This is a genomic window from Belliella filtrata, assembly GCF_022549775.1.
In the GTDB taxonomy this organism is placed as follows: domain Bacteria; phylum Bacteroidota; class Bacteroidia; order Cytophagales; family Cyclobacteriaceae; genus Belliella; species Belliella filtrata.
Genome location: NZ_JAKZGP010000002.1, coordinates 1 through 21,407, shown reverse-complemented (window position 1 = coordinate 21,407; position 21,407 = coordinate 1). Strand labels below are relative to the sequence as shown.

Sequence of the window (21,407 nt, the reverse complement as noted above, 5' to 3'; positions counted from 1 at the left end):
AATGAAGCCGATCATAGCAGTGACAATGGGTGACCCCGCAGGAATAGGTCCAGAGATAATTGTAAAGAGTTTTTCAAAAGGAGCGCTTTATGATACATGTAAACCCTTGGTAGTGGGAGATGCAAGTACCATTCAAGATTCGATAGATAGATTGGGTATTGACTTGAAGGTAAATGTTATAGATAAGGTAGAAGATGCTGTCTTCAATATAGAAAGTATTGATGTCTTTGATTTGGACAATGTTGATTTAGATCAATTGGAATTGGGAAAAGTGTCAGCCATGGCTGGAAAGGCGGCTTTTGAATCCGTTGTAAAAGCTATAGAGTTGGCTTTAGCAAATAAAGTCGATGCCACAGTGACTGCACCGATCAACAAAGAGTCTATAAATTTGGCAGGACATCATTATTCTGGTCATACAGAAATCTATGCGGACTACACTGATACCAAGAAATTTGCAATGTTGTTGGTAGAAAAAGATCTGCGGGTGATTCATGTCACTACACACGTAGCACTGCGTCAAGCTTGCGATATGATCAAGAAAGACAGGGTGATAGATGTGATCAGTTTATTGCATGATGCATGTGTTCAGTTTGGTATCGAAAAGCCTAAGATTGGAGTGGCAGGATTAAATCCACACGCAGGTGATGGTGGGCTCTTTGGAACTGAAGATGATCTTGAGATTTCACCAGCAGTCAGAGAAGCTATAGCACTTGGGTTTAATGTAGAAGGGCCAGTTCCACCTGATACGATGTTTGCCAAAGCAGTACAAGGATATTATGATGGCTGTGTGGCTATGTATCACGATCAAGGACATATTCCATTCAAAATGATAGGTTTCAAATGGGATAATGAAAACAAAATAATGGAGAGTGTAAAAGGAGTGAATATCACGCTAGGCTTACCAATCATACGAACATCTGTAGATCATGGGACTGCCTTTGAAATAGCTGGACAAGGTATAGCTTCAGAAGATGCATTAGATTTAGCTATAGATTATGCCATTCCAATGGCAAAAAATAGAATTCTAAAAAGCAGGGATAATTGAGCTATAAGGGTTATTTTTAACATCTAGTTATTAAGGGAAATAACCCAGCTTAAATAAAGCTTTGCTTAAACCAATAGCGATAAGAGGAATAAGTATTAACATATAAATATTTTAATTTTGGGAAAAGTTGTAGTTATAGCCGACGACATGTCAGGTGCAGCGGAGTTGGCAGGGATTTGCGCAAGATTGGAAATTCCAGTTTCTTTTTCAATTGGCTTTTGCACGCCTCAAGAGGGCGTGACTGTCATTGCCACAGACACAAGGTCCATGTCAGAAGTTGAGGCAAGAAAAGAGGTCAATACCTTGATAAGAAAATTGAAAGAGGTAGGGTTTTCAGGCTTATTCAAAAAGGCTGATTCTGTTTTCAGAGGGCATGTATCAGCAGAGATAGAGGAAATATGTGATGAGCTGGAAATTGAAAATGTCCTTTTCATTCCAGTCAACCCATATACAGATAGAAAAATTGAAAACGGAGAGTATTTTTTGCAAGATATTTCATTGTCACAAACGAGCTTCTCAAGAGATCCTGAATACCCTATAAAATCATCGAATGTGAGGGATTTGATTGGGCCAAGTAAATTTCTCGTTCATTACGGAAGTGACTTAGTAGATCAACTTAAGGATGGACTTAATATTCCTGATGCTCAAAGTTTTGAAGATATGGATTTTTGGCTTGAAAAATCATCAAATGGGTTTTTACATGCAGGGAGTGGTGCTTTTTTTGAGGCTTTTTTGACTCAATTCTATGCTAATCTTGTACAAAAGCAAGACAGGAGAAAAAGCCCTTTCAAAGGGAATGCACTTATGGTCTTGGGAAGCGCACATGAATACAACAAAAAATTCATCTCGGCTGTCGAGTCAGAAGGTTTGACATGTTTAGGATTACACCAAAGTATGGATGATGAATCTTTCTCAAATGAAGCAAAAAGGAATATCAAAGATTCAGGTAGTGTTTTGCTTTACATCCAAGAACATAAAGGTGAAAAAGGCGATCCTTTGATACTCAAAAATGGGATTTCAGATACCGTCATTGAATTGATCAAAGATGGCTCCATTAATGAATTGCTGATTGCTGGCGGCGCTACTTCCTATGCGATAATCGACAAATTGGGTATTGGAAGTATGAGGGTATTGGAAGAGCTGTGTCCAGGTGTAGTAAGATTCGAAACAAATGTTGATGATTTGAAAATCACCATCAAGCCAGGCAGTTATCCTTGGCCTTATTCTATCAAGCATTATATGATTCAAACAAAATCTGTGTTTTGATTCACTTCCTTAAACAGATTAAGGTTAAAGACAAGGGGTACTTTGAAATGAAAAGGATCCTTGTTGCTGTTATTCTTCTCATTTCTATCCATAAAATGAGTAGGGCTCAAACGGCTGATGATGCTTATAAAATTCCTCTAGTCAATGTCTTAGGTCAAATTGAAACCCTCTTCAGTGTAAGCATTACTTTCAAACCTGAATTAGTTTCTGGGATAATAGTGCCATATGGTGAATGGAAAATTGACCCTACCAATTTGGAGTATTCTTTGATTCATATTTTGGCCCCTTTTGATTTGACATTTCATCAAATCGATTTACGAAAATATGAAGTGAGAAAATATGAATATGCTAGAAATTCGATCTATTATGGGAAAAATCAACTGAATAGACTCTCAAGTGCTTACCAAAATCAATCTGATTGGGAAGAAAGAAAAGCTTTATTGAAAGCTTGCTTTTTGGAAACCTTGGGTTTTCCCCAAATTTTGCATAATCCAATTTTAAGCGTCTTCAAGTCAGATTTTAGAAAATATAAAAGGTATTCAGTAGAAAATGTAGCCTTAGAAATTTTTCCTGGCGTATATACTACAGGCTCAATATATCGCCCAATAGGCACAAAGAAGAAAAATCATCCAGCAATACTTTCTCCAAACGGTCATTTTGCCAATGGGCGATATGGTAATGATCAACAAATAAGAAATGCCATGCTTGCCAGCATGGGAGCCATTGTAGTTAGCTATGATTTATTTGCATGGGGTGAATCCTTATTACAGTTCCATGAAGATGATCATCGCACTAGTACTGCGGCCAAAATGCAATTGATTCATGGTGTCAAGTGGCTAGATTACTTGCTAAATTTACCCGAAGCGGATAGCGAAAGAGTAGCCGTAACTGGAGGCTCAGGAGGAGGCTCTCAGACCCTTATGCTTACAGCTATTGATGATAGAATTAAAGTGTCTGCACCAGTAGTGATGGTTTCCTCTCATTTTTCTGGGGGGTGTCCCTGTGAAAGTGGTCTACCATACCATCTCTGTGGTCAGCGAACCAACAACGCAGAGGTATCCGCAATGGCAGCACCCAAACCACAATTGATTGTATCTGATGGAAAAGATTGGACACGAACAGTTCCAAACTTAGAGTTCCCTTTTATCCAAAGGATATATGGGTTTTATGATGCCGATAGCTTAGCTGTCAATGCCCATTTTGAAAATGAAGGTCATGATTATGGGGTGTCAAAAAGAGGCGCTGTATATACTTTTATGGCAGAATTTCTAGAATTAGATCAAAAGAAACATCTTCAGGGAAACGGATCATTTGATGAATCATTCATAACAATAGAGGAAGAAGATAAAATGAAAGTCTTCGGAGTTGAAGGAGAAAAATTACCTAAGCACGCTATACATGGTTTAGATGCATTGGTTGAAATATTGATGGAATACAGTAAATAAATTATGATGAAGATTGCTTTTGGATTGCTATTGACACTTGTGGTATTCTGTGTATCAGCACAGGAGTTTGATGATAAAATGAAACTTTGGTACGACAGACCAGCATCAAACTGGAATGAAGCCTTGCCTTTGGGAAACGGTAGACTAGGGGCTATGGTGTTTGGTACACCTGCAATGGAAAGACTACAATTGAATGAAGAAACACTTTGGGCAGGATCACCAAACAACAATATACATGACAAAGCCAAGGATGCTTTACCGACTGTAAGAAAACTGATTTTTGAAGGGAAGTATGTAGAGGCTCAAGACTTGGCGACAAAAGAAATCATGTCTCAAACCAATCATGGGATGCCTTATCAGACTTTTGGTGATTTATTTGTTTCTTTTCCTGGCCATGCTGATTATTCAGCATACTATAGAGAATTGGATATCGAGAATGCTATCAGTACAGTGCAGTACAAAGTAGATGGGGTAAATTTCAAAAGAGAAGTGCTGACTGCTTTTGATGATCAGGTGATACTGCTGAGGTTATCAACTGACCAGCCGGGGAAAATCACTTGTCAGTTACAATTGAATAGCCCACATGATAATGCCGATGCGGTCACCGAGAATGATCAAATCTTAGTCTCAGGAGTATCAAGTATGCATGAAAAACAACCGGGGAGATTGAAATTTCAAGGAAGGGTTAAAGCAAAGCTCACTGGTGGAAAGCAAATTGTGAAAGATGGAATAATCCAAATAGAAGGTGCTGATGAAGTCCTGGTCTATGTGTCGATGGCTACTAATTTTATCAACTACAAAGATATATCTGGAGATGAAGTTAGCAAGAGCCAGGAGTTGCTCGAAAATGCTTTTTCAAAAGATTTTGAATCCATCAAAAGTAGCCACGTTGATTATTTTAAAGGATACATGGATCGTGTCTCCATTGATTTGGGTATTACAGAGGCTGCTTCAAAACCCACCGACCAAAGGGTGGCAGAGTTCTCCCAAGGGTTTGATCCACATTTGGTAGCACTTTATTTCCAATTTGGAAGATACCTTTTGATCAGTAGCTCACAGCCTGGTGGGCAACCAGCAAATTTACAAGGTATCTGGAATGATAGACTTTTCCCATCTTGGGATAGTAAATATACAGTCAATATCAATGCAGAAATGAATTATTGGCCAGCAGAAGTTACTAACCTGACAGAGATGCATGAACCATTCCTACAACTTGTGAAAGAAGTGAGTGAAACAGGAAGAGAGGCTGCTGAGAAACTTTATGGTGCAAAAGGGTGGGTTTTGCATCATAATACAGATATATGGAGGATCGCTGGCCCATTGGACCGCGCTCCTTCAGGTATGTGGCCGAGTGCAGGTGCTTGGGTAAGTCAACATTTATGGGAACGATACCTTTTTACTGGTGACAAGCAATACCTCGAAGAGGTATATCCAGTGATGAAAGGAGCAGCCGAGTTTTTCCTCGACTTTATGATTGAAGAGCCTGAAAACAATTGGCTAGTGGTGACACCTTCCAATTCACCAGAAAATGTTCATGCAGGGAGTGGGGGGAAGGCAACTACAGCGGCAGGGGTGACGATAGATAATCAATTGGTTTTTGACCTGTTTTCAAACATAAGTAGGGCTTCCAAAATTCTTGGGAAAGATGAAGCGTTTGCGATGGAAGTGGAGAAGGCTAAAAAAAGGATGCCTCCAATGCAAGTAGGTAAGCATGGTCAATTGCAGGAATGGATGCATGATTGGGACGACCCGAAAGACCAGCATAGACATGTTTCACATCTTTATGGGGTAGCACCTAGCAATCAGATTTCTCCTATTCGTACTCCTGAGCTCTTCGATGCAGCTAGGACAAGCCTGATTTTCCGAGGAGACCCTTCTACAGGGTGGTCAATGGGATGGAAAGTGAATTTATGGGCTAGATTTTTAGATGGAAATCATGCTTACAAATTGTTGCAAGATCAATTATCGTTGGTGACACCAGATAAGAAAGGTGGGGGGACATATCCAAATTTACTTGATGCACACCCTCCATTCCAGATAGATGGAAATTTTGGATGTACAGCTGGAATCGCAGAAATGCTCATGCAAAGCCACGATGGTGCTATACATTTACTACCCGCTCTACCCGATGTATGGGAAGCGGGAAGCATTCATGGTTTAGTAGCTAGAGGAGCTTTTGAAATAATAGAGTTGACATGGAAACAAAATAAAATTGAAAAACTAGTCGTGAAAGCTAGAATTGGAGGCAATCTACGCCTGAGATCTTCCGATCAGCTTCGCAACGAAAAAGGCTTTAGAATGTCTAAGGCGAAGGGCTCGAACCCCAACCATTTATTCGAAATCATGAAGATCAATGATCCCATCATTTCTCCTGAAGTGAAACTCAATAAGGTGGAATTACCAAAATTCTGGGAATACGATATAATGACAACAAAGGGTAAAACTTATACTTTCTATAGAAAATGATCATGAATTTAAAAGTAGCAATCACAATCCTTTCCATCTGTTTAATTTTTGCTTCTTGCAAAACGAACACTGAAAGCAAAGACATAGAAAATATCATTGAGGAAAAACCATTGTCTGTACAATTGGCTGAGTCTGATATTTTGCGATTTACACAATTGATGTCTGAGAATCCGCATTGGGGCTATCATCAAGGTTTGATCGGGAAGTCTATGTTGGATATGTGGGAGTATACTGGGGAGCAAAAGTATTTTGATTTTGTAAAGACTTTTGGCGAAAATGTAATCAAGGAAGATGGACACATCAATACTTATGAGCTCAAGTCATACAATATTGACAATATCAATTCAGGAAAACTCTTAATTCCGCTTTATCAAAAAACCAATGATGAAAGATATGTTAAAGCAATTGATACATTGATAAAACAATTGGCTTCTCACCCCAGGACAAGTGAAGGTGGGTATTGGCATAAGTTACGTTACCCTCATCAGAAATGGCTTGATGGAATTTATATGGCGTCTCCTTTTTTATCTGCATATGCAAAAGCATTCGATCAGCCTGCTTATTTTGATGATGTGGTCAATCAGATTACATTAATGGCAAGACATGCTTATCATCCAGAAAAGATGTTACTTTATCACGGTTGGGATGAAAGTAGAGAACAACCGTGGGCAAATAAGGAAACTGGTCTTTCGGCTAATTTTTGGAGTAGGAGCATTGGCTGGTATGCGATGGCAATTGTAGATGTATTGGATTTTCTACCGAAGGAACATTCAGGTCGGCAGGAATTGATTGAAATCGCTAAAAATGTTGCGGAAGGTATAAGAATGCACCAAGATAAATCAACTGGTGCATGGTATCAAGTGACAGATTTAGGTGATCGAGAAGGGAATTATCTTGAATCTTCTGGGACAGCCATGTTTGTATACTTCTTATACAAAGGGATTCGTATGGGTTACTTGAGTGAATCTTACCTAGTAACGGCACAAAAAGGATATGAAGGACTGGTGAGCCAATTTTTTAAAACTGATGAAAATGGAATTGTTTCTGTCTCTCATGGCTGTATAGTGGCAGGATTGGGTGGTCCAGATAATAGAGATGGAAGCTTTGAATATTATATATCTGAACCAGTAAAAGACAATGATCCAAAAGCTACAGCTCCAGCAATCATGGCCAGCATAGAGCATGAAAGATCAATCAAATAATATTTATAGGTTTGAATATGAATCTTAAACTACCCATATACCTGTTTGCAAGTGCAATTCTCCTTTTAAGCTGTCAAGAAGTTGAAACTAAAGGGCCTGCTGTTTTGAAGTCAAAGAATTTTAAATTTCATGTTGATTATTTCAACGAGATGGAAGATGAGAACATCAAGCAAGCAATTACCAATGAGCAATCATGGCAGTGGATGGAAGAAAATATTCCTTTGTTTGAATGTCCTCAGAAAAATTTTGAAGAGATTTATTATTACAGGTGGTGGTCTTTGCGAAAGCATATCAAAGAAACCCCGAAAGGACATGTGATGACCGAGTTCCTTGTAGATAGACCATATGCAGATGAGTACAATATGATAAGCTGTGCTTTGGGGCATCACATATATGAATCTAGGTGGCTACACAACCCTCAACACCTTCATGAATATGTACATATTTGGTTTCGAGGAAATGAAGGCGGGCCAATGAAAAAACTTAGATCATTTAGTAGCTGGACAGCAGATGCGCTGTATAATAAATTTTTGGTGGATAATGATGAGGAGTTTTTGAAGGATATGTACCCAGACTTACGAAATGAATATTTTGCTTGGGAAGGAGATAGAAGGCTACCGTCAGGCTTATTCTGGCAGCATGATGTAAAAGATGGAATGGAAGAATCATTGAGTGGTGGAAGAAGGGAGCAAAATGCTCGCCCGACCATCAATAGTTACATGTTTGGAAACGCTATTGCATTATCAAAAATCGCTGCAATGATAGGCGAGCATGATGATGTCGCTTTGTTTGAAGCAAAAGCTGATACCATGAAATTGCTCGTAGAAGAAAATCTATGGAATCCTGAATCTGAATTTTTCGAAACTTTGACACAAGAAGGGGAATTTGCTGGAGTTAGAGAAGCGATTGGATTTATTCCCTGGTATTTTAACCTTCCTGATAGCGGAAAAGAAAAGGCATGGGAGCAGGTCAAAGATAAAGGCGGTTTTCTTGCACCTTTTGGATTGACAACTGCAGAATGTAGACATCCTGATTTTCGTTCACATGGATGTTGTAGTTGTGAATGGGATGGGGCTATTTGGCCATTTGCCACCAGTCAAACCATGACTGCTATGGCTAATGTGCTGAATAATTATACTCAGCCCGTGGTAGATAATGTGGACTATTTCCAATTGTTTAACCTGTATGTAGAATCTCAATATTATAGAGGCAGGCCTTATATTGGTGAGTATTTGGATGAAAAAACAGGGTTTTGGCTAAAGGGAGATCAGGAAAGAAGCCGCTATTATAATCATTCAACCTTTAACGATATGCTGATATCTGGATTGGTAGGCTTAAGGCCAAGAGCTGACGACATGATAGAAGTAAACCCGCTCATACCTGAAGATACATGGGATTGGTTTTGCTTAGACAATGTGTCTTACAAAGGTGATATACTAACTATTGTATGGGACAAGTCAGGGGAGAAGTATAACTTAGGTGAAGGCATGAGAATATTAAGAAATGGAAAGGAAATAGCTTCTTCCCAACACTTAGAGAAAATCCTAGTGGAAAGTCAAAGTAAATAAAATGAAATATACCTCAAGCTTTCTTTTATTGATTCTTTTTTCATGGCATACCTTATTTTCTTGTACTGAAAATGAGTCTGTGAATATTGATATTCAAGTGTATGATCTGAAGGTAGAAGGCTTAACAAACCCACTCGGGCTTCCCGTAGACCATCCTAGGCTCAGCTGGAAATTGAGTGGGGATGAAAATGATATTCGTCAGGTTTCCTATAGAATACTGGTTGCCAGTACAGAGGAGAACTTAAAAGCTGAAATCGCTGATCTTTGGGATTCAAATGATGTGCTAAGTGATCGATCTATAGGTGTGTCCTATGGTGGGAATACACTTTCTAATAATCAAAAGGCGTATTGGAAAGTTAAAGTGACTACCAATAAGGGGGATTCTGAGTGGGTACAGGGAGGTTTTTGGACCAAAGGGATCACAAATTATAATGATTGGAAGTCTACACGATGGATTGGGATGGACAAAGCGAGTGAATGGGATGATATAAGCACTTTTTCTAAATTATCAGCGCGCTATTTCAGGAAAGAATTTGAAGCTAAAAAACAGATAAAATCTGCAAATCTACACATTATAGGACTAGGCCTGTACGAGCTTCATGTCAATGGGGAAAAAGTAGGTGATCAGGTATTAGCACCTGTTCCAACTGATTATCATCAGAATGTAAAAATAAATGTATTCGATATTACTTCTCAATTGGCTCAAGGTAAAAATGCGTTAGGTGTGATTTTGGGAAATGGAAGATTTTTTACCATGAGGCAAAATTATAAGCCTTACAAGATCAAAAATTTTGGATTTCCAAAAATGGCCTTACAGCTCCATATTGAATATGTAGATGGTTCAAAAGAAGTGATTAAAACAGATGAATCCTGGAAGATGACCGCTGATGGACCTATCCGATCCAATAATGAGTATGATGGAGAAGATTATGATGCCAGAAAAGAAATGCTTGGATGGAGTGCTATTGGATTTGATGAATCCTCATGGTTCAATGCTGAATATGTACAAGAGCCTGAGGGAGATTTTCAAGCCCAAACAAATGAGAATATGAAGGTAATGATGGAACTAAAACCCATCAAAATTTACCCACAAGAAAATGGAGATATTATCCTAGATATGGGACAAAATATGACAGGGTGGCTTCAAATAAAAGTTCAAGGTAATAAAGGTCAAGAAGTAAAACTGAAATTTGCAGAATCTTTGAACGAAAATGGTACACTTTTTTTGACTAATCTACGAGATGCCAAAGCCCAAGATACTTATATTCTGAATGGTGAAGGTCTGGAAATTTGGGAGCCAAGATTTACTTATCATGGTTTTAGGTATGTTGAAATCAAAGGATTCCCTAACGAGCCTACATTGGATGACTTTGTAGGGAAAATGATATATGATGATATTCAGACGGTGGGGCATTTTGAAACTTCTGATCCAACCATTAATGCTGTTTACAACAATGCATGGTGGAGTATAGCAGGCAACTACAAAGGAATGCCTGTAGATTGTCCTCAAAGAAATGAGCGACAACCGTGGCTAGGGGATAGACCGACGAGTTCTTATGGAGAAAGTTTTATGTTTGACAACTCCCGAATTTATGTGAAGTGGCTTGAGGATATAAGACTTTCCCAAAAAAGCGATGGAAGCATTCCAGACGTTGCCCCAGCTTTTTGGAGATATTATAGTGATAACATGTCCTGGGCTGGCACTATCGTCAATGTCACAGATATGCTCTTTAGACAAACAGGGGATCAAAAAGTGATTGAGGAAAACTACGAAGCAATCAAGCTATGGTTGGAATATATGAAATCTAATTACATGGATGATGCTTACATTTTGACTAAAGATAGTTACGGAGACTGGTGTGTTCCACCACCAAGTATAGAGGAGGCTGTGGGACAGAATGCGGATGTCAAAAGACCTAGTAAGTTGATTTCTACTGCTTATCATTATTATTACTTGCAAATAATGTCAGCGTTTGCAAAAATTATTGGCAGAGAAGATGATATTGCTAATTTTCAGGAATTGGCTGGTCAGGTCAAGAATGCTTTTCAGCATTCATTTTACAATGAGGCGGGTTATTTTGGAGAAAACAAAATGACGGATAATTTATTGGCTTTGCATTTTGGTTTGGTTAATGATGAGCATCGCGATAAGGTTTTTGACAATCTAGTAAACAGCATTGAAGTTACCCATAAAGGACACTTGAGTACTGGTGTGGTTGGGGTTCAGTGGCTTATGCGTACACTCACAGATCGTGGAAGAGTAGATTTAGCAATGAAGTTGGCTACCAATAGAACCTATCCGAGTTGGGGATATATGGTTGAGCATGGAGCTACCACCATCTGGGAGCTATGGCATGGGAATGTAGCCAATCCTTCTATGAACTCTCAAAACCATGTGATGCTTTTAGGAGATTTGATTGTTTGGTATTACGAAAATCTTGCTGGAATCAAATCAGATCCCGAGAACCCTGGATTTAAGCATGTAATTATGAAACCGTCTTTTGTCAAAGAGCTGGATTATGTCAAAGCTTCTCATGATGGACCTTTTGGTCAAATTGCATCACATTGGAAAAGAGAAGGTGTAAAAATTGTATGGGATATAAAAATACCAGCCAATTCATCCGCAACCATTACATTGCCAAAATCAATCTCAAATCTTCAGCTTTTGGGAATGAAAGGTGATATGGTAGTTGAAGAGTTGAAGCCTTCGAAGAATGCAAATGGGGTATTTGATTTAAGGTCAGGTAGCTACAAGATATCATTTCAGGATTTAGATTAGTTGGATAATTTCCCACTACTATATTGAATTATTCCTTTTCCATTAGCCTTCGGTGACTTTCTATCAAAACCAAACTCACTAATTTTCATTAGAAGTATTAATCTTTACGCTTAAATTTCAACATCTCAAAAACCCCTTCATTTTCTAAGATTCGTAATCCAGCTCTATCATTGGATACGCCTTTTACCAATTTAAATGTATAAGATGGATGGTTATCGATCTCTTTGTATTCAAAGTGATTGAAAGATATGTTTGTAATGTGATTGATCCTATTAGCTACTTCTACATTATGAGAAGATATTATAAAAAGGCTAGAGGGGATGTTTGATAGGGCTTCCGCTAGCCGTGATGTTGCCTCTGAAGCATCTTCTACATTGGTGCCTTTGAACAATTCATCCATGATTACTATCATATGCTTATGCTCCTTAATAGAACTAGCCATAGTTTTTATTCTCATTACCTCATTGTAGTAATGACTATATCCATGCATTAGGTTGTCGGAAAGGTTTATAGTGGTCATCATACCATTAAATATGGAGGTTTTCATGCTTTTTGCTGGGACAGGAAATCCTAAATGTGCCAAATACATCGCAGAACCAAAGGATTTAAGAAAAGTCGACTTCCCAGACATATTTGCTCCTGTCAAAAAACATAAATTATTCTCTTTGTTTAGACAAAAATCATTGGTTACTGCACCTTGCACCAAAGGGTGGAACAATCCTTTGATATCTACCATTACATACTCTGAGAGGGCGTATTCGGGAAAGCTCAAATTTTGTTTTTTTGCTACTTGACCTACGGTCAAAAGTACATCCAGCAAATAAATGATTTCTAGAAGTTCTCTTAAATCTTTACTTTTTCTTAAATACTGATCAAATTTCCCAATTGGAAAAATCTTCTCATTTGTCTGTATGATTTCATTCAATTCTCTTTTGCTTAATATCTCGGAAACCCTGAAAGATATTTTCGAAAGATAGGGGGGAAGTGCTTCTCCCTTCAGTTTTTCAACAACCGAATGAAGGAAAGTAAGAAACTGAAAAATATGATGCACACCCGTTTCTACGGTATAGTAGTTTCCAGAGGGGGCGAAATAATTTTTCAAATATTGGATTAAAGATGCTTCAAATCCCTTTTTATACAATGGAATACTCGATCGAAGATAATACTCCACAGCATTAAGCTGTTTTTTGTCAAAGTTAAAATTGATTTGTGCGTCCATCAAATATTTAATTGCATCCCTTCGGCTTTCGATTTCATCAATATTTTTAGATGGAGACTTGATGATTTCAGTCAGTTTTATTTTTCCCCCAGAGGTACTTACTTTATTGAAAAATGCAAACATTTCACCTTCTTGATAGGAATCAAAAAAGTCTAGGTCTTTTAGTGTTTGCTGATCAATTTCAAATGGTTCATGTTTAGCAATTTCCTTAATGTCACTGAATGTTCCCTTTGGTAAGTAATTGTGGTATTCAAGCTCTATTTTATAGTTATTTATCTGGAGGCATGCTCCATTATTCATCAAGTATAATTGATCACTGATATCGATAATGTTCATATAGTCATGATCAGTGATTAAAAAACCCTTATCTTTTTTATGGATAGCTATCAGTTCTTTGATCAACTCTTTGTACAAAGGCTCTATTCCAGAAAATGGCTCATCTAGTAAAATGAATTTGACTGGCAAATGACAAATCAACAAAACCTCCAAATACCTGAGTTCACCTCCAGACAAGGAGGAAACTTTTTTATTTAGATGTTTGGATATTCTTTCATCTTCTAAAACTCTTTGTCTTTGAATTTTACTTGTAATGAAAATGTCTATGATTCGTTTTATAGCTATGCGTGTAGGCAGAAAGTTGTGCTGAGGAAGATAACCAATAAGATCACCTTTTTTATATGGCTCATGATATACGGTGTTGTTGATCCGTATCATTTTGTCCTCCGCCGGTAGAGTTCCAAACACAATTTGAAAAAGAGTAGATTTACCTGACCCATTTCTACCCAATATTCCTAGAGCTTCACCTGTTTTGCAAAGAAGGTATATGTCAGAGATAAGTGTCTTATGATTAAACTTTTTTATAATTCCACTTATTTCAAGTTGATTACAATCCATAATATACTTTTTCAAGTGTGAATAAAACAATAGAAACTAAAACGTTTAGTATTTGAGCTAAAACTATCAGTTTTAGTTTGGAGTGACCTTGATTGAAGTAAAAAAAGTATTTTTCTCTATATTTTTTTTCATATAAATAAATCGCTAAAAGCATACCCCCAGTGAGGAATGATAGCATAAATCCTCTTAAAAAACTCTGATCAAGAAAGAAAAATAATAAGCCTATCAAGATAGAAAATGGTGCGTTGAAACTGCTAATTTCCTTATAGTATAATAGTATAGTCTTCAATCCAGCTTAATTAGTTTTATTAAGATCCATTTAAATATAAGAGGAATATCTGTAAGAACATCATCAAACTTTTTTGTTAGTTATTTCATCAATAAACGGGTGCTATTTTCTTTTTCGCTAATGTTCAATAAATTAACGATTCATCTGAATGATGAGTTATGAAGGAAATTCAAGCTAAACTCAAGCAATTCCAAATAGTGCTTTTGGATCAACATGATTAGGTTTATTGAACCGGATGAGATGGTTTCGGGGTATGTTGATATTGCATTTAATAAATCCACTGGAAAACTTTCTATTATTGATTTTGATAATTATCAAGAGGGGTTACCAACTAATGAAGTTACTACAAAAGACTATTTTCCTGAACGAAGAGGTAATCAAAGCTGGAATTCATTTTCTTGGTTATATCATTATAGAACTGTTGAAGTTAAAGGAGAGGATAAAACACCAACTAAAAAAGAATAGAGATGAGGTTGATTTGTTTGAGGAATTTTATTGCATATACCGTCATATTTATAATGATTTCTTGTAAAAATAATTGTGGAATTTCTAAAATTGAGGTAAGTGAATTGCTGGAAATTTCAGCAAATGAAAGGTCAATAGATTATTGTGGAATATTGATAAAAGCTTTAAATGGAAATGGGGAATCCATCAAAGAGTTATCACTTATGGAATTTCAGAATGCAGCTGGATATAATCATGGAGCTGTATTAGTAGAATTGATTCTTATAACAGGCGAAATGAAATATTTAGAGTCAATACTTGGAATTAACTCAGAACAAAGGAATCTTATTAAATCTTATGTGGATGTTGGGCTGGAATATGGAAACATTCCAAAACTGACAAGCAAGCAGATCGAGACAGAGTTTCCATTTTTGTATCAATTTTTAGTTCATTAACCAGTTGAAATGGGTTCAGAAAAACACTAAATCTATGAAGACCAAAATAAGTTATTTGATTGATTCTTTGCATTATACTTTTAGGTTGCGACTATTCTTACCAAAAGCAAATAGGAGCGTCTTATTTCCTTCGAGCCATCAATTCTCCAGTTATAATGAGTATTGGTTTTGGGAAATCGGAATTAAATGAAGGATTAATCGATCAAACTGTATTTGAAGTAAATTGGAACGATGAGTTTATATTATCAAAAAGACATCCTTCTAAAGGGATTAACTTTACTAACTTTGATAGAAATCAGGTAAATTACTATATGATTAAAAAGGTTGACTTTGGAGATATAAAATTACTTAAAAAATGAAACACTTATTAATCTTAGTGCTTCTGTCCTTTCTCTTTGGATGTAAAAAAGAAGTTCGCCAAGAAATTATACTATCAAACAAGTCAAGTGTAAATATTTTTTATTGCGTTCATGGTGACTCCATTCCTGAAGTTTCTAATGTTGAGATAATTAGACCTTGGACAGATGACAAAATAAAGAATCATCATAGAAATCTTAAGTTCGAAACAAAAAAGGATTCCTTAGAAAATGTAAAGAGTCTGAGGACTGCATTTTTGATCAAAAAGGATAGTCAAAAAGTGTTTTTTTCATCAAGGGCAGTGGGGATATTTCTTGACAAAGAAAGTATCCAAGAACAGATAAGAAATGAATATGCCGGCTGCTTATATGTTTTTGTAATTAAAGAAGATGATTTAGCAAGCTATTCAGATGTGGAGATTTTAGAAAATGGTTTGTTAAAGCTATTTATTTCTCTAAAGGAATTCGATGTTAAACAAAACCGAATGGAATTTCAATATTTTTAACATCATCAATCAATCAATCAAGCAACATGAAGAAAATAACAATAATAACCTTAACTATTATATTGTTAGGGAGTTGTAATAGTCCTAACAGAAATACTTATTCCCTCACATTTGCTGAAAATAAAGAATATACCACAAATGAGAAAATCAAGAATCTATTTTTACTTGAGCAACAAGGTAGTTTTGTTTTGTCTGAGAAAAATGAAGTGAAATTCTTTAATTCTTTGCCTGAGAGTTTTGAAGAATTTAACATGATCTATGGTAAAAAACATGACTTGAAGGATGGGAGAAGGCTTTATCTATCTCATAGTTTTCATTTTCAAACATTGCTTCAAAATCTTTACTACATCCCTAAAGATAGAGTTACGAAAAATTTAGTCAATATTGCTATTGAGGCTAGCTATATAGAAGATAATGATAAAGATGGATTAGATGATTTATCAAATTTATTTGACGCAATCTCAATTTATCAAACTCTCATTCAGCAGTGGTTTTCGAAGGAAATTTCTAATAGTATTGAAATTTTAAATGAGTTTGGCAAAAATGATATTTTGAAGTTTTGGAAGTTTTATTTTGCTGGATCAAATCCAGAGAATTATAGGCACGAGTACGAAGAACTCTACAAAAGATACCGCAAATTGGATGTACGTATAGCCAACATTATGAAAGAAGCATATGAAAGTATTTTGGAAAACTCTTTGGATTATTAGAGGGAATAGAAATAATCATTCTTGATGGGATAGGAGAAAGGTTGTTATAAAAATACTAAGAAATGAAGAATAATTTATTTTGGCCAACCTTTCAATGCAAAAGCAAGTCAACGCTAACCCAAGAAGATATTAAGGAAAAATTGTTAAATGAAAAAACATCAAATTTATTCAGATTTTCATTGTTGAAATCAAATCCAACGCAAGTTATTTTCTCCTATAATTTGATGCTAATTCAAATTTTGAGGGTTGGATTTATTTTTCCAGAATTAGATACTGGAAAAAGAACTGTAGAAGTAAAAATCAGATTTTCAAACATACGTATCCGTCCGATAAACCCCATCTTTTCTAATTACTGTTTGGGTTGTAATCTTGCATCATGAAAAAGATTAGCAACGACGAATATTACAAGCTGTTCACCAAGTGGCAGGGATCAGGACTAAGCAAAGCTGCATTTGCATCAGAAGCAGGTATTTCAAGAGTATCTTTTTATTATTGGTGCAGGAAGTTTGAAGGGCAACAGGATAACTCTCCTTTTGATTCAGGTTTTTCTTTGGTCAACCCTGAGATGGTTTTTCAGAAAGAACCTATTCTCAAAATCAATTACCCTTCGGGAGTCAGTATTGAGTTCTTCGGAAAGGTTGATGTCGAATCGATCAAAAAGCTTGTTTAATGCTTGCACTATCGAGTTCTACAAGATACTTTATGTACAAAGAACCAACCGACATGCGTTTCGGGATCAACTCACTTGCTGGTTTGGTCCGCAACAAACTTGGCTTTGACCCGATGAACGGTGATGTTTTTGTTTTTATTGGCAAACGATCAAACCAGATTCGGATCCTTCAGTGGGATAGGGACGGTTTTGCCATGTACATCAAAAAGCTCGAGAAGGGGACTTTTGAGCGCCCAATACTCTCTGGAAACTCAATTACGAGCAATCAATTGAGTCTTCTCTTACAGGGGGTAAGGCTTGAATCGGTGAGCTACAGAAAGCGCTATGATGCGTTAAAAAGAGCTTAAAAAAAGTTCTTTTTTGAGTATAAAAACAGCCTCAAAATGTATCTAAAGCCACTTTTTTTAGTATCTTTATGTCATGGAAAACGGGGAAAAAGACTACAAAAAGCTGTACGAAGATGCCCTGTTGACTATATCTGAAAAAGAAGAAAACCTGCTGAAAAAAGAAGAGATTATCTCAGACCAGCAGTTCGAACTCGACAAACTCCGCAGACATCTTTTTGGATTTAAGAGTGAGAAACGCACAAACAATGTGGGAGATGACCAGTTGGGACTTTTTGAACTTGGTACCACCAGATCAGTACAGGAAGAACTTTCTGAATCTATACCTGTGACCGAAAAGCCCACTCCGAAGAAAAGGTCGAAAGGTTCAGGGCGTATGTCCCTTCCCGAAGAACTTAGAAGAGAAGATGTGGTGATCGAGCCATCCGAATCTACAGAAGACTGCGTGAGAATAGGGGAAGAAGTGACTGAAGTGCTTGAGGTAGTCCCTGCATCATTCTATGTAAAGCGTTATATCCGCCCTAAGTATGCCCGATCCAACGGTGAAGGCATCATTATCGGGGTGCTTCCTGATAGGGTGATAGAAAAAGGGATTCCATCCGAGTCGGTAATCGCCCAGATGACTGTTGACAAATACGTCTATGGGATGCCACTCCACAGACAGATAGATAAATACTCCAAAATGGGTGTACGCATCCCCGCTTCGAGTGCATCGGATTGGGTCATGAAAGGCTGGGATCATCTCAAACCACTTTGGGAACTGCTTCGGCTGATTGTGGTCAACCAAAAATATCTCCAGGTAGATGAAACACCGATAAAGGTCCAAGACAGGGACCACAAAAACAATATCCATCAGGGGTACATGTGGCTTTATCATTCCCCTGTGGACAGGCTTGTATTATTCGATTACCAAAAAGGCAGGGATCAGTCAGGTCCCAAGAAAATGCTTGCGCACTTTAGGGGTATCATCCAAACTGATGGTTTTGCAGTCTATGATTCACTTTTTGGAGATCATCCGGATATCCATCTGACTTTCTGTATGGCGCATGCCAGACGGAAGTTTGTGGATGCTGTAAAGGACGATGAAAAACAGGCTAATTATATACTCGACGAAATCCAGAAACTCTATCTTCTGGAAGCGAAGATGCGGGATGATTCAATGGGGTGGCAACAGCGGACAGCAATGAGAAAGGAACATGCGGAGCCCATTCTAGAAAACCTCGGAAACTGGCTGGAAGAAAAGCAGTATAGCTACAGACCTAAAAGCCCGATGGGACAAGCTATAGCATACGCCCACAAAAGATGGGCTGGATTAAGTGCATATGCCTTGCACGGGCAGATGGAAATCGACAACAACTTAGTTGAAAATGCAGTAAGACCGTTGGCGGTAGGTAGAAAAGCTTATCTTTTTGCCGGATCCCATCAGGCAGCCGAAATGGCAGCGGCTATGTACTCCTTCATGGCAAGTTGCAAAAAGAATAAAATCAACGAGTTCGATTGGCTCAAGGACGTGTTCGAAAGAATACAATCCCACAAGCAAAAAGACCTCTATCAACTACTCCCATCAAACTGGGAAGAATACCGACCTAAATAGAATCATCCCATACAAGATGGGGTTGGTCGGACGGATACAAACATACTTCTTCTGGTATATGCATTACAACTAGCCATAGGCTTTGCGTGCATGATAGCGGCTGGGCTATATTTAAATAACCCTGGTTTGAAAGCTTTTTTCATGTGTCTTCCAATCCTGATTTACATTGTAATAATGGTAAATTTTCACTTCCTTAAATTTCGAGTTTTGAAAAGGGCAAAGTAAATTGATTGAAAGAGAATTATAAACAAAAATGCACCTGTACTGAGAAAACCAATTTGAAATGAAAATCAAGTTAAGCTGTCTAATATTTTCAGTATTCTTTTGTGGCTGTGATTATTCTTACCAAAAAGAAATAGGAGAGTCTTACTTCCTTCGAGCCATCAATTCTCCTGTTACAATGAGTATTGGTTTTGGAAATTCGAAAATCAATGAAGGCTTGATTGATCAAACAATATTTGAAGTACATTGGAACGATGACTTTATCTTAGCAAAAAGACACCCTTCTAAAGGGATAAACTTGGCTGACATAGATAGAAACCAGGTGGATTGCTATGTGATCAAAAAGGTTAATTTTAGAGATAAAAAAGCGAGTGAATATGTAGAAGGTCCACTAAGAAAAGAGGATTACTCAAAAAGGATATTAGAACTAGGGCTTGATGAAGATGATATGAGTTCGCTAACATTTAATGATCTAAAATAGAAATAGAGAAAGTAGGCTAAGTTAATCTTCTGATGTTTTCAATATAGTATTTATCTTTTTATACTTGTTGTATAGACAATACGACCTTTTCATGCTAATTAATGGGCAAAAGTAAACAAGATCAGCATTATGCCATTTTTCATTTTCAAACATCTCTAGCCTTACTTTGTTTGAAGGTATTCCTCTAAACTGATGTGGAAGATCTTTAAGTTTAAGAACGATAACATTATCCGTTTTCATCTTTTCAAAAAAGCTTTTATCATTTCGATTGAAAATTGGATCAAAATATTTAATAAGTTTTTCTTGATGCAAACTATTGAGTGGTTTCCCACCAAATAGCCAATTGTATATAGCTTTTTGGTAACCTATCAATTGTTTTTCTAAATCATTGATATTCAATATCCTGCTATATTTTAGAAGAAACTGACGAACAACACTATCAAAAACTATATGGCCATTTTTGTGCATTTTCAACAAACGAAACACTTTGACTCTGTCACTTTCATCGGGGTAAAGACAGATAAGTTTATCTCCCTCAAAGCAAAAACCATGAAAAAGATTTTGGCGAACTTTAACAATGATGTAATAGTCTTTTACAAAAATACCAAGATCATTAGACGCCTGTCTTAAAATACTGGGAAGTTGGTAATGGATATCGTCCATTCCTAGGGTATTTAAAAACCGTATAGTCAGTAAATGTTGTTTTTTGTCTAGCGAAACGACGTGATTGTCCTGAGTAGTTGAGTTGTTTTTAGCTATATTCATTTTAGTTAAGTGAAGCTTAAAGCTTTTTTCTATAATTTGAAAAACGTATAAAAATTATACCAGAGTATTAATTTTATGACTTTTTATTAATCATGGTTAATACTTTACGAAACCTGCAATCCTAGAATGACTTGTAGCAGTAAAGTAATTTATGGTTATTTCTCTTTATAACATTTCTTCTCCCAAATTTGGTTTCAATAGGATAGACCAAATAACCTATATCAAAGCAATAGGGTAGTGCTCCTTTTCATTTTCTTGCTCTGTGGTGATGATTTTATCCCACCACATTTCTTCGAATTGATACTACGGTTTCTATTTAGTACACTAATGATTAATTTCTTAACTATACCCATTTCATCAGGCTACACTGCTTAAAACCAGAAAATCTTCCTTGAGAGTTTATATTTCTGTGAAAGTCTATTTTCGTTAATGGGGTAATCTTGGATCAAGTAATCTTTAAAGCGTTTTGTGGCCCAAATACGAAATTGGGTTCCTTGTTTTGATTTGACTCGATAACCTTCTGAAATGATTACATCTAAAGTAACTACTCAGGTTTTAATTTAGCTATATGATTTAGATTTTCTAAGATATTTCCCGAACGTTTGATCAGGGTATCCACGACGGATCTTATAACACAGAAGTTTTCAGCTCCATTGTTGGATTTGAACTGTCCTGATATTTTTTGTT

General features: G+C 36.8%; 20 protein-coding genes. 17 read left to right on the top strand and 3 right to left on the bottom strand.

The window, feature by feature from the left end; translation table 11 throughout:
- Position 1: 1 nt before the first annotated feature.
- The 7 genes from pdxA (at position 2) to MM239_RS01565 (ending at position 11,771) form a co-directional block, all read left to right on the top strand.
- Positions 2-1,045: a 4-hydroxythreonine-4-phosphate dehydrogenase PdxA gene (pdxA, locus tag MM239_RS01595; protein ID WP_241346030.1), complete on the top strand. Its 1,044-nt coding sequence runs from the start codon at positions 2-4 to the stop codon at positions 1,043-1,045.
- Positions 1,046-1,162: 117 nt separating this feature from the next.
- Positions 1,163-2,311: a four-carbon acid sugar kinase family protein gene (locus MM239_RS01590; protein WP_241346028.1), complete on the top strand. Its 1,149-nt coding sequence runs from the start codon at positions 1,163-1,165 to the stop codon at positions 2,309-2,311.
- A gap of 47 nt (positions 2,312-2,358) precedes the next feature.
- A complete protein-coding gene (locus MM239_RS01585) occupies positions 2,359-3,756 on the top strand; it encodes an alpha/beta hydrolase family protein (RefSeq protein ID WP_241346026.1) in 1,398 nt (465 codons plus the stop codon).
- Positions 3,757-3,759: 3 nt separating this feature from the next.
- Entirely contained in the window at positions 3,760-6,222 is a 2,463-nt protein-coding gene (locus tag MM239_RS01580) for a glycosyl hydrolase family 95 catalytic domain-containing protein (protein ID WP_241346024.1), read from the top strand.
- 2 nt (positions 6,223-6,224) lie between these two features.
- Positions 6,225-7,424 (top strand): glycoside hydrolase family 88/105 protein, encoded by a 1,200-nt coding sequence (locus MM239_RS01575; RefSeq protein WP_241346023.1) that lies wholly within the window; start codon positions 6,225-6,227, stop codon positions 7,422-7,424.
- Positions 7,425-7,441: 17 nt separating this feature from the next.
- Positions 7,442-8,992, top strand: a complete 1,551-nt coding sequence (locus MM239_RS01570; protein ID WP_241346021.1) for an MGH1-like glycoside hydrolase domain-containing protein — start codon at positions 7,442-7,444, stop codon at positions 8,990-8,992.
- A gap of 1 nt (position 8,993) precedes the next feature.
- A complete protein-coding gene (locus MM239_RS01565; protein ID WP_241346018.1) occupies positions 8,994-11,771 on the top strand; it encodes an alpha-L-rhamnosidase in 2,778 nt (925 codons plus the stop codon).
- Between the two features lie 97 nt (positions 11,772-11,868).
- Here the strand turns inward: MM239_RS01565 and MM239_RS01560 are convergent, their stop codons facing one another.
- On the bottom strand, positions 11,869-13,884 hold the full coding sequence (locus tag MM239_RS01560; RefSeq protein ID WP_241346017.1) for a MutS-related protein: 2,016 nt from the start codon (positions 13,882-13,884) through the stop codon (positions 11,869-11,871).
- A gap of 502 nt (positions 13,885-14,386) precedes the next feature.
- On the opposite strand from MM239_RS01560, the gene MM239_RS01555 reads away from it, so the two are divergent.
- The 10 genes from MM239_RS01555 to MM239_RS01510 all read left to right on the top strand — a co-directional run bounded on the left by MM239_RS01555 (position 14,387) and on the right by MM239_RS01510 (position 19,955).
- Positions 14,387-14,638, top strand: coding sequence for a hypothetical protein (locus tag MM239_RS01555; protein ID WP_241346015.1), 252 nt, complete (start codon positions 14,387-14,389; stop codon positions 14,636-14,638).
- Positions 14,639-14,691: 53 nt separating this feature from the next.
- Positions 14,692-15,072, top strand: a complete 381-nt coding sequence (locus tag MM239_RS01550; protein WP_241346013.1) for a hypothetical protein — start codon at positions 14,692-14,694, stop codon at positions 15,070-15,072.
- 155 nt (positions 15,073-15,227) lie between these two features.
- On the top strand, positions 15,228-15,431 hold the full coding sequence (locus MM239_RS01545; RefSeq protein WP_241346011.1) for a hypothetical protein: 204 nt from the start codon (positions 15,228-15,230) through the stop codon (positions 15,429-15,431).
- A complete protein-coding gene (locus tag MM239_RS01540; RefSeq protein WP_241346009.1) occupies positions 15,428-15,934 on the top strand; it encodes a hypothetical protein in 507 nt (168 codons plus the stop codon). The genes MM239_RS01545 and MM239_RS01540 overlap by 4 nt, the downstream gene beginning before the upstream one ends.
- A 26-nt stretch (positions 15,935-15,960) precedes the next feature.
- Positions 15,961-16,644, top strand: coding sequence for a hypothetical protein (locus MM239_RS01535; RefSeq protein WP_241346007.1), 684 nt, complete (start codon positions 15,961-15,963; stop codon positions 16,642-16,644).
- A gap of 62 nt (positions 16,645-16,706) precedes the next feature.
- Positions 16,707-17,024, top strand: a complete 318-nt coding sequence (locus MM239_RS01530; RefSeq protein WP_241346005.1) for a hypothetical protein — start codon at positions 16,707-16,709, stop codon at positions 17,022-17,024.
- A complete protein-coding gene (gene tnpA / locus MM239_RS01525) occupies positions 17,021-17,314 on the top strand; it encodes an IS66 family insertion sequence element accessory protein TnpA (protein ID WP_241346003.1) in 294 nt (97 codons plus the stop codon). The genes MM239_RS01530 and tnpA overlap by 4 nt, the downstream gene beginning before the upstream one ends.
- Positions 17,314-17,661 (top strand): IS66 family insertion sequence element accessory protein TnpB, encoded by a 348-nt coding sequence (gene tnpB / locus MM239_RS01520; RefSeq protein WP_089242542.1) that lies wholly within the window; start codon positions 17,314-17,316, stop codon positions 17,659-17,661. The genes tnpA and tnpB overlap by 1 nt, the downstream gene beginning before the upstream one ends.
- Positions 17,662-17,734: 73 nt before the next feature.
- Positions 17,735-19,252: an IS66 family transposase gene (gene tnpC / locus MM239_RS01515; protein ID WP_241346001.1), complete on the top strand. Its 1,518-nt coding sequence runs from the start codon at positions 17,735-17,737 to the stop codon at positions 19,250-19,252.
- A gap of 283 nt (positions 19,253-19,535) precedes the next feature.
- A complete protein-coding gene (locus MM239_RS01510; protein WP_241345999.1) occupies positions 19,536-19,955 on the top strand; it encodes a hypothetical protein in 420 nt (139 codons plus the stop codon).
- Between the two features lie 21 nt (positions 19,956-19,976).
- Here MM239_RS01510 and MM239_RS01505 read toward each other — a convergent pair whose 3' ends face one another.
- Complete coding sequence (locus MM239_RS01505; protein WP_241345997.1) at positions 19,977-20,720, bottom strand: hypothetical protein; 744 nt, start codon at positions 20,718-20,720, stop codon at positions 19,977-19,979.
- Between the two features lie 371 nt (positions 20,721-21,091).
- Complete coding sequence (gene rhuM, locus MM239_RS01500) at positions 21,092-21,247, bottom strand: RhuM family protein (RefSeq protein WP_394801475.1); 156 nt, start codon at positions 21,245-21,247, stop codon at positions 21,092-21,094.
- Positions 21,248-21,407: the final 160 nt, after the last annotated feature.